This is a genomic window from Micromonospora sp. (genome assembly GCF_048594385.1).
Taxonomy (GTDB): domain Bacteria; phylum Actinomycetota; class Actinomycetes; order Mycobacteriales; family Micromonosporaceae; genus Micromonospora; species Micromonospora wenchangensis.
The window spans coordinates 41,203-50,094 of sequence record NZ_JBMDWU010000610.1 but is presented as its reverse complement, the minus strand read 5'-3'; the positions used below and the strand labels follow the sequence as shown (position 1 = coordinate 50,094).

The 8,892-nt window shown below is 70.4% G+C and carries 5 protein-coding genes; all 5 read right to left on the bottom strand.

The genetic code is table 11. From position 1 onward, the window contains the following. Nucleotides 1-151 precede the first annotated feature (151 nt). Entirely contained in the window at nt 152-1,342 is a 1,191-nt protein-coding gene (locus ACOJTC_RS31855; RefSeq protein ID WP_420119662.1) for a cytochrome P450 family protein, read from the bottom strand. Between the two features lie 57 nt (nt 1,343-1,399). Continuing rightward, nucleotides 1,400-2,314 carry an aromatic prenyltransferase gene (locus ACOJTC_RS31850; RefSeq protein ID WP_420119661.1) on the bottom strand — a complete coding sequence of 305 codons (915 nt, stop codon included), beginning with the start codon at nt 2,312-2,314 and terminating at the stop codon, nt 1,400-1,402. 78 nt (nt 2,315-2,392) lie between these two features. Further along, entirely contained in the window at nt 2,393-3,391 is a 999-nt protein-coding gene (locus ACOJTC_RS31845; RefSeq protein WP_420119660.1) for a methyltransferase, read from the bottom strand. Nucleotides 3,392-3,473: 82 nt separating this feature from the next. After that, nucleotides 3,474-4,544 carry a methyltransferase gene (locus ACOJTC_RS31840; RefSeq protein ID WP_420119659.1) on the bottom strand — a complete coding sequence of 357 codons (1,071 nt, stop codon included), beginning with the start codon at nt 4,542-4,544 and terminating at the stop codon, nt 3,474-3,476. An 86-nt stretch (nt 4,545-4,630) separates the two neighbouring features. Then, nucleotides 4,631-7,366 (bottom strand): BTAD domain-containing putative transcriptional regulator, encoded by a 2,736-nt coding sequence (locus tag ACOJTC_RS31835; protein WP_420119658.1) that lies wholly within the window; start codon nt 7,364-7,366, stop codon nt 4,631-4,633. Nucleotides 7,367-8,892 lie beyond the last annotated feature (1,526 nt).

Here is an 8,892-nt window from a genome sequence, read left to right as displayed (position 1 = left end):
GGGGGGGGGCCCCCGCCCGCCGGGGGGGGGGGCCCCCCCCTCGACGTGGCCCACGAAGCGGGGACGGGACGGTGGTCGTCCGGCCCGACCGGACCCACCCGGGCCGCCCTGCCGGCGACAGGTCGTCATACGCCGCCCGTGGCGTACGCCGTCAACCGGCGAGCCGGACCGGCAGCGCGGCCAACCCTCGGGTGAGCAGGCCCGGGTGCCACTCGATGGCGTCGGCATCCACCGCCAGCCGGGCCTGCGGGAAGCGGGCCAGGAAATCCCCGATGGCGACCTGTGCCTCCATCCGGGCCAGCGGCGCCCCCATGCAGAAGTGGATGCCGTAGCCGAACGAGAGGTGCGGGTTGCGCTCACGGTTCATCAGGAACCGGTCGGCGTCGGCGAACGCGGTGCCGTCCCGGTTGGCCGCGTGCAGGGACACCATGACCAGATCCCCCGCCGCCACCTCCGTACCGAAAAGGTTCATCGCCGTGGTGACGGTGCGCAACGCGGCACCCGTCACCGGGCTCTCGTACCGGAGGAACTCCTCGATGGCCTGGGGCAGATCCTCGGGGTGGGCCCGGATGTGGTCGGCCAGCTCCGGGGTCCGCAACAGCAGGTAGAGACCGTTGCCGATCAGGTTCGTCGTGGTCTCGTGGCCGGCGACGACGAACAGGAAGGCCGTCGAGATCAGCTCGTCCTCGGTGAGCCGGTCGGCCTGGTCCCGGGCGGCAATCAACGCCGACAGCAGCGCGTCGTCCGGGTCGACCCGCCGCCGGGCGACCAACCCCTGCAGGTGCGCCACGAAGTCGGTGACCTCGCGGACCGGAAAGACCGGCGCTCCCAGCCCGGCGCTGAACGCGTCGGCCCACCTCCGGAAGTTGGCCCGGTCCTCGACCGGCACCCCCAGCAGTTCGGAGATCACCTGGACGGGCAGCGGGGACGCGTACGCGGCGATGAGATCCGCCTCGTCGGCACCGGCCGCGAGCCGATCCAGCAGATCCCCGGAGAGGTGTTCGACCCGGGGACGCAGCGCCTCGATCCGCCGGGGCACGAAAGCCTTGGCGACCAGCCTGCGCAGCCGCGTGTGGTCGGGCGGGTCGATACGCAGCATCGACGTGTTCATCGCGGACCGCACCTGCGGACTCAACGCGCCCTGGTCGAACCAGTCGTGCTGGTCCCGGTTGGACAGGCGGGGATCGTTCAGCGCCTCGCGCACCTCGGCGTGCCGGGTGACCATCCAGACCGGCACGCCGTTGGGTAGCCGCACCTGCCGGACCGGTCCGGCGGCGTGCATCGAGGTGAGGAAGTCCTGCACCGTACCGGTCAGGTCGAGGACATCCGGGGAGTCGCTCATCAGCACCACTGCTCTCTCACACGGCGACGGCTACGGACCGGGACAACGCGCGTGGCGTCACCCGCTTGTCGTACCGGAGTCGGACAGCAACATCTGGTCGAGCATCCGGGGCTGCCAGTTGTAGTACGACTGGACCTTGTAGTTCTCCTCACCGGTCGACGACACCCCTGCGTAGTAGACGAACCTGCTGTCGGCGGCGTTGTTGGGCAGCCCCCGCAGAAACTGCTCGATCTTCGGTTCCAACGGGACCGGGAGGGATGCCGAGTCCGACGTCATCACGGCGAAGCAGAATCGCTCGACCGCCGAGGATTCCCAGCCCAGGCTGGCGTAGATGCCGAAGGAATGCCGGGCGAGCCGGAGCATCCGCTCGCCCGGATCGGGCAGACCGAGTTCACGGGTCATCGACAGGACGCCCTCGGGGGTGAGGCATGCGTCGGGCAGCGCACCGAAGTACACGTTCACCGTCCGGTGCCGGTAGTCGATGCCGAAGGTGTTCACCCTGTCGTCGAGGCCGCGCCGGGCGAAGAACTCCATGTTGTCGGCCAGACTGCGGGGCATCGAGGGACATGCGGCGAGCGTGGCCAGCGACTGCATGCCGTCCGGCGGGAAGAAGACGTATATCTTCTTGAACCCGCCGGCCACGCCGAAGTCGATTCCGTAACCGGCGATCGGACAGTTCTCGCGGATCTCGGCGAGCAGGGCACCGACCGGGTGGTCCGCCCTCCCGGTGAGCCCGTTCGACAGCGCCACCGCGTACGGGTCGACCTCCCTCCCGACGGTGAAGCGCCAGTCGAGATCACCCTGGTACCGCGTCCCGGTCGCCACCCGCAGCGCGATGACGGCACTCGGCAGCGAATCCGCGTACGCGTCCAGGATGGGCTGGACCCGCTCACGCGAGCAGGGCACCTCCAGCAACCGGGCCGACTCCTCGATGGCCGAGTACAGGTCTGCTGACTCGGGGTGCTCGGACATTCATCCTCCAGGTGTCCGGGCCGGCGCGCGGAGCACGGGCCGACCCGTCGGCAGCGGCAGAAGCATGGGTTGGCCCGGCTAGCGGGCGAGGATCACCGTGGTCGGCGACGGAGTGGGGTGGAAGGTGACGTCCTCGAAACCGGCCTTGGCGAGCCATGCCAGGTAGTCGGCCCGCCGCCAGGTCCCGCCCCGCCTGCTCTTGAGCAGCATCTCCGCCGCGAAGATCAGCGAGAAGGAGGGGCCGCTCCGGTCGTCGTCGACCACGTAGTCACAGATGACCAGGGTGCCGCCGGGCCGCAGCGCGCCGCGCACCTTCGCGAGCAGGGCCGTGTTGTCCTCCGGACCCTCCTGGTGGGCCACGTGGGAGTAGACCACGACGTCGTAGGCGGCGGCCGCCAACTCGGTGCTGTGAAAGTCCCCGTCGATACAGGTGAACCGGTCGGCGACCCCCTGCTCGGCGACCAGCCGGCGGGCGATCGCGTTGATCGGCGCCCAGTCGAGCTGGGTGGCCCGGGCCGCCGGGTTCAGCCCGAGCCACGCGGCCGAGAAGATCCCCGAGCCGCCGCCGAGATCCAGGATCGAGATCTCGCCGGCGTCCGCCAGTCCCAGCAGTTCGGCGACGATCGCCGTGACCGGGACGGACTGCGGGGCGATGGCCGTCACCACCTTCTTCCAGTGGGGGTTGTCGGCGACCTCCACGGTCGCGGCCCTGATCGGTCCGCCGGCACGGACCACCTCCGGCAGGTCCGCCAGCGCAGCCATGTGGGTCATCTTGAGCTTGGCGAACTCGCTCAGGCTGGTGGGTTTCCCCTCGACCAGGAAGGTGCTCGCCTCGGCGGTGTTGCGGTAGCGACCGTCGTGCAGCTCGACCAGGCCGATGCCGACGAGCCCGTCCAGGAGGGTCTGCGCTCCGCGCTCGGAGATGCCGGACCGGTCGGCCAACCTGCCGGCGGTGTCCGCGCCGGCCTCCAGGTGGGTGAAGAGCGAGTGGCTCGCCGCCGCGCCGAGGATGCCGGTGGCCCAGTAGCCGTTGACGAGGTGCATGATGCGGTCCGGGGTGGGCTGGTCGCTGGTCATGCTGCTCCTGCTCGGGTGTGGGGGTGCAGTGCGTACCCGGTGCCGGCGACGGGGGTCGGTGGGGCGCTCCGGTCCCGGCTGGTCATGCGGTCTTCGTCGCGAAGAGGATGAACCGTCTCGGGATGGCGTCCGGTGGGATGTCGGCGGGGTCCTTGCCGACCACCCGGGTCAGCTCGAAGCCGCACTCGGCAAGCCAGTCGCGGTACGTCGACACCTTCTGCAACCCGCCCTGAGCGGTGGCGCAGCCGAGCAGGAACGTCGGGAAGAAGTCGACCTGGGAGTCGTCGCGATCGGTGACGTCCTCGGGATAGACCGGCGCCAGGATCACGAGCTGACCACCGACCTCCAGGGCCCCGTTGGCGCTCCTGAGGATCCTGAGCACGTCACCCCTGTCGTACATGTCGAGGTAGTGCTTGATCAGCACCACGTCGAAACCGGTCGGGACATCCGTGAAGATGTCGCCGCCGACGAACGAGCAGTGTTCCTCGACGCCGTGTTCCCGGAAGTTGCGCAGCGACTCCTCCTCCTTGCCGGGCGCGTCGAAGTTCGTGACGTGCAGGCCCGGTGACGCCTTCGACCGGTAGGTCATGATCGATCCGAGACCGTTGCCGCCGAGCAGGTCGAGCACCCGCGCGCCGGCCGGAATGTCGAGGTTCTCGAAGAACCAGCCGTAGACGTGGCCGGTCTCCAGCTGCGCCAACCGGCCCCACGACTCGAGGATGTCCTGGTGTTCGGCCGCGGCGTCGAAGAGCGTGCCGTCGAAACCGTAGAACTCCTTGAGCCCCACGAGCGTTCCGGTCTGCACGCTCTCGGTGAGATAGAACATCTGCCGGAGCATGGCCACTTTGATCATCTTCATGAAGGCGAGCGCGCGGTCGAGGTCGGCCTCCGCGACGCCACCGAGGGCGTCCAGCGAGTAGGCGCGTGAACCCTCGTCGTACGCGACGAAGCCCTCCTTGACCATCAACTGCAGGAGCTGCTCCACCGCGTCCGGCTTCACCCCCACCGCGTCACCGAGCTTCACCGCCGTCAGACCCGGGTTCTCCCGCAACCGATCGATCAGCCCGAGCTCGAAACAGGACAGCAGGTTCATGAATCGCGTCGGCCCCACCATGTACTCACGGAACCGGGCGAGCGTGGCTTCTGGCGTCATGTACTGATCCCTCCGAATTGTTTGCTGCCGCGGCACGACAGGTGACCCCGGCACCCACCACGGAACGTCCCGGGACCGGCTGATGGTCAGTTAGGGTTCGGCCCCTGATCGGATCTGCCGTCGAGCATCGACCACCGGGCTTGGCCGGGACTGTTCGACCGGTTGGCATCGACTTGGGGGAGGTCGGTCAGGGCCAGGCGGTCGTTCACGAGCCGGGTCAGCGCAAGCGCCTCGTCCGACAGGGCGACCCGGCGACCCCGGTCGTCGTCGCGCATGCGGGCCACGCCCAGGCAGGACAGCAACAGGGCATGGGACACCGGGTCGGTCACCTGTGCCAGTGCACGCTCCAGGGCGTCGACGAGCCGACGGCCGGCCTCACCGTCGCCGGACTGACGCCAGAGCGGCTCGCCGACCGCCGCCGCCGCCACGGCTACCAGCCGGGAGGTGGCCGGTTTGCCACGGGACTCCCCCACGACCAGTGACTCCTCGATGGCCTGGATGAACACGGGCAACCCGTCGCGCGGGTTCCCGGCGCGGTACAGGCTGGTGCCCAGCCCGAGCAGCAGCGGATACCTGTCGAAATCCTCCCGCTGAGCCAACTCCGCGGCGGTCAGGGCCTGCCGCCAGAGTGTGGCGGCCTCCCCGAACGCCAGTCGGGTGTCGGCCGCCCGTGCCGCGACGGCCGCGTACGTGCAGGCGCGGGCGGCGGCTGCGGGATCGAGTTCGGCGGCCAGCAGCCAGTGCCGGGCGATCTCGGCGGCCCGTTCCGGAACACCCGCCCAGGCCCGGGCCGCCGCCATCCCGATCCGTCGGTGCAGCCTGACCCGGCGCAGCCGCCCGATCGACTCGTAGAGCGCCTCGGCGGCCAGGGCGTGGGTGAAGCGGAACCATCCCAGTCGCTGCTCGTCCTCGACGATCAGGCCCACCGCGCCGGCGGCGTCCATGATCTCCAACGCCGACTCGATTCCGATGCCGGCCGCCTCGGCGACGATCTCGATGGCGAAGTGTCGGCCGGCGACGGCGGCCACCGACACCACGTCGAGGGCGGACTGCGGGAGACAGCCCATCCGCCGAAGCACCACCTCGCGTACCGGCACGGGCACCGGCACCGTGTGCGGATGCGCGAGATGCTCGTCGGTGGTCAGCAGCTTGATGAGTTCCCGCAGGAAGAACGGGTTGCCCTCGGTGCGTTCCCAGAGCCCCTCGGCGGTCGGCCTACCGACCTCCCGGTGCAGCAGGTCGCTCGCCAGGCACCGGGTCTCCCGGACGTCCAGACCCGCGAGCTCTATCCGGGTCAGCTCCGAGCGGGCGAGTGCGGCAAGCGTCTCGGCCAGGGACGCCGCCTCCCCCGACCGGTAGGACACCGCCAGCAGGAGGCGGTTCTCCGGCACCGACTCGGCCAGGTGGGCCAACAACCTCAGGGAACTCGCATCGGCCCGGTGCAGGTGGTCGAAGACGATCACCAGGGGTGCGGCCTGGGAAGCGTCGGTCAGGTAGTGCAGGATCGCCTCGAACCGGCGCAGCGTGGCCGTGGCCACCTCGGTGCCGTCCGCCATCTGCTGGTGGTCGCCGTTGAGGAGTTCGGCCACCGGCGCGGGTACGGGATGGTGCGGGAAGCAGGTGCCGGCCGCCCGCAGGATCTGCTCCCACAACCACAGGGGCGGTGCGACGACGTGTTCCGGGCAGCTGCCCCAGAGCACCGGCGCACCCGCCAGCATGGCGAACCGGCGCAGCAGGCTGGTCTTGCCGATGCCGGGCTCACCGGAGACGGTCACCACCCGGCCCCGACCGGTCGCCCCGGTCAACGCGTCGAGCAGCTGTCGCAGGGCGTCCTCCCGGCCGACGAAGACCTCGCCGTCCACCAGCGGCGACGGTGCCGCCGGTGGGAGCGGGCCGGTCGTCCGGGCCCGCCCCGTCGCGGCGGGCCGGTCGGGACCGGTCGGCACCGCGACAGGCGGGGCGGGACGCCACTCCAGCGCCGGCACCTGGTTGAGAATCTCGCGTTCCAGGTGCTGGAGTGACGGTCGTGGGTCGATGCCCAGTTCCTCGGACAGCCGCCGCTGGGTCGCCCGCAGCACACCCAGCGCGTCGGCCTGCCGGCCCGCCCGGTACAGCGCCAGGCTCAGCAGCTCGCAGCCGTACTCGCGCAACGGATAGGCGTGGACGAACGCGTCGAGTTCGGCGACGGCCACCTCGTGCGCGCCGACCGCCAGGAGCGCCGCACAGCGCGCCTCGACGACCGACAGCCGCAACTCCTCCAGTCGCGCCACCTCCGGCACGATGCAGGGGGCGTACGCCACCTCCGCGTAGGCCTGCCCACGCCAGAGCGACAGGGCGGTCTCGAACTCGTGTAGCGCCTGCTGCGCGTCGCCCCGGTCCCACGCCTGCCAGCCGGCCGTGGCATGTCCGCTGAACCGGTGGACATCGACGTCCACGACCCGCCTGTCCAGCAGGTAGCCGGGCGGGCAGGTGCGCAACACCGTGGCCGGCGTCCGTGGGGCCCGGTCCGGCTCCAGCACCCGGCGCAGATTGGCCACGTACGCCTGCAACGAGGCCATCGCCGACGGCGGCGGGTGCTCCGCCCACAGTGCTTCCAGAATCACCTCGACCGCCACCGGCTGACCGGCCCGGCTCACCAGCAACGCCAACAGCGCGCGCTGCTTCGGTGCGCCCAGATCGACCAGTCGGCCCGCGACCACCGCCTCCAGGGGCCCCAGCGCGCGGAACTCCGCCAGGACCCGGCAGGCGACCCGCTCCTCGTCCCTTCGGGAGGGGTCCGACGCGGTACGGAATGAGGACCCCGTGACAGCAATATTGATCATGCGTCGGCACTTCCGGTGTGAACAGCGGAAGAAGCGCAACGACACGGGTCCGGTGTGACGATACCAAATGGTTTGTGGTCCCGCTTGCCCGTTACCCGGGCATGGACCGCAGACCGCATGACGGTGCCCCTTCCCCCGCGGCTACCTAGGCTGCGCTCATGTTGCCGGGCAAAACGCTACCGCCGACCGGAGGTGGTGGCAATAAGGACCATAACCTTCGCTAATCGATGCAGGTCATTGATGGTATCGAGTCGGGACGCCCTCGCTTCGGGCACCCGTTGACATCACCGAAAAGGCGTCACGATGTTAGGCCGGGGTGGATGGTGTCGGGTTTCCGCCGCCTGGCTGATCACGGTGCCACTTCGGCGTACCCTTATGCGCGATCACGGCTGCCGGCCGGGGTGCGTCCATGCTGCCCGGCGCATTTCCGGCGGACGCGTTCCGGGTCCGCCCCGGGCCAGCCGGGCGGCGGCCACAGTCGATCCACACCGCCCGCCCAGCTCAGCATCCCGCGCCGTCGCAGCGTGCGCCGCCGGGGCCGGACCAGCGAACCACACCGACCCACGGGCCCGCGCGGACACACCGGCCAGTGGCCACCGACCGGCCGTACGCACGCCGGGGCCGACCGGTGTCCCCCGTCAACGCGTGACGTCACCGGCGGCTACACCGGGCCAGGCTGCGCGGCACCATTTTCGGGCATCCCTCTTGCCGTCGGCTTGGTGTCGACTTGGAATCGACTTGACGCGGCCCGCCGACCGGACCACCCGGCGCGGTGATCGGATAATCGACGACACCGGCACTGGTGATCAATTGTTATTGCAAGCCAATTTTCGGCAAGCGGCCCCCGGGGACGACCCCGGACAGGCTCTCCCACCTGTCGACCTCACCAATACGCGACACCCGGCGCATATGGTCGAACTCACGGAGACTGCCGCCGGCCGGCGACGGAGTACGGTTTCCCCTAAGGGTAGGGCGGGAGCGCGCCGACGAAACCGCCTCGAAAACGGTTTCCGACGAACCGCAGCCCCGGTCGACATCAAGGCGGTACCGCAGGCACGAAAGTGTCGCGTCGGATACCTGGCCCCGGGCAGAAAAGCGGGGCGGTCCCGCCGGGACCGGCTGGAGACCGTGCACGACCACCGCGACGGGCACCTCACCTCCTCGCCACCCGGCAGCCCGGCGGCACCGCGCCCGGACACCGGGGTCGCCCGGCCGGTCCAGATCGGCCGGATCACGCCGGACCGGCCGGCGGCGAGGACGGGACGTCGAGACGACCGGGTGTGGAGCGCCGGTGGATCGCCTGACCGGCGCGCTGGTCCAAGACCGCACCAAGCCGGCACCAAGCCGCCGGACAGTCCGGGTCAAGCCCCGTACTCGATGCTGTGCGAGGCAGCGCACCCGGAAGCGGGAGCAGGACGCCGCCGGGACCGATGTCGACCGGCGCAGATGGGCACAGCCGTAGCAGAGCAGGGCCGGCGCGTCACCGAACCAGCACCGTCCACGCACCGGCGACTCCTCCCGATCGA

Bases quoted from the DNA above. Each gene is read 5' to 3' on its own strand.
- ACOJTC_RS31855 (WP_420119662.1), bottom strand. From the start codon at position 1,342: ATGAGCGACTCCCCGGATGTCCTCGACCTGACCGGTACGGTGCAGGAC.
- ACOJTC_RS31850 (WP_420119661.1), bottom strand. From the start codon at position 2,314: ATGTCCGAGCACCCCGAGTCAGCAGACCTGTACTCGGCCATCGAGGAG.
- ACOJTC_RS31845 (WP_420119660.1), bottom strand. From the start codon at position 3,391: ATGACCAGCGACCAGCCCACCCCGGACCGCATCATGCACCTCGTCAAC.
- ACOJTC_RS31840 (WP_420119659.1), bottom strand. From the start codon at position 4,544: ATGACGCCAGAAGCCACGCTCGCCCGGTTCCGTGAGTACATGGTGGGG.
- ACOJTC_RS31835 (WP_420119658.1), bottom strand. From the start codon at position 7,366: ATGATCAATATTGCTGTCACGGGGTCCTCATTCCGTACCGCGTCGGAC.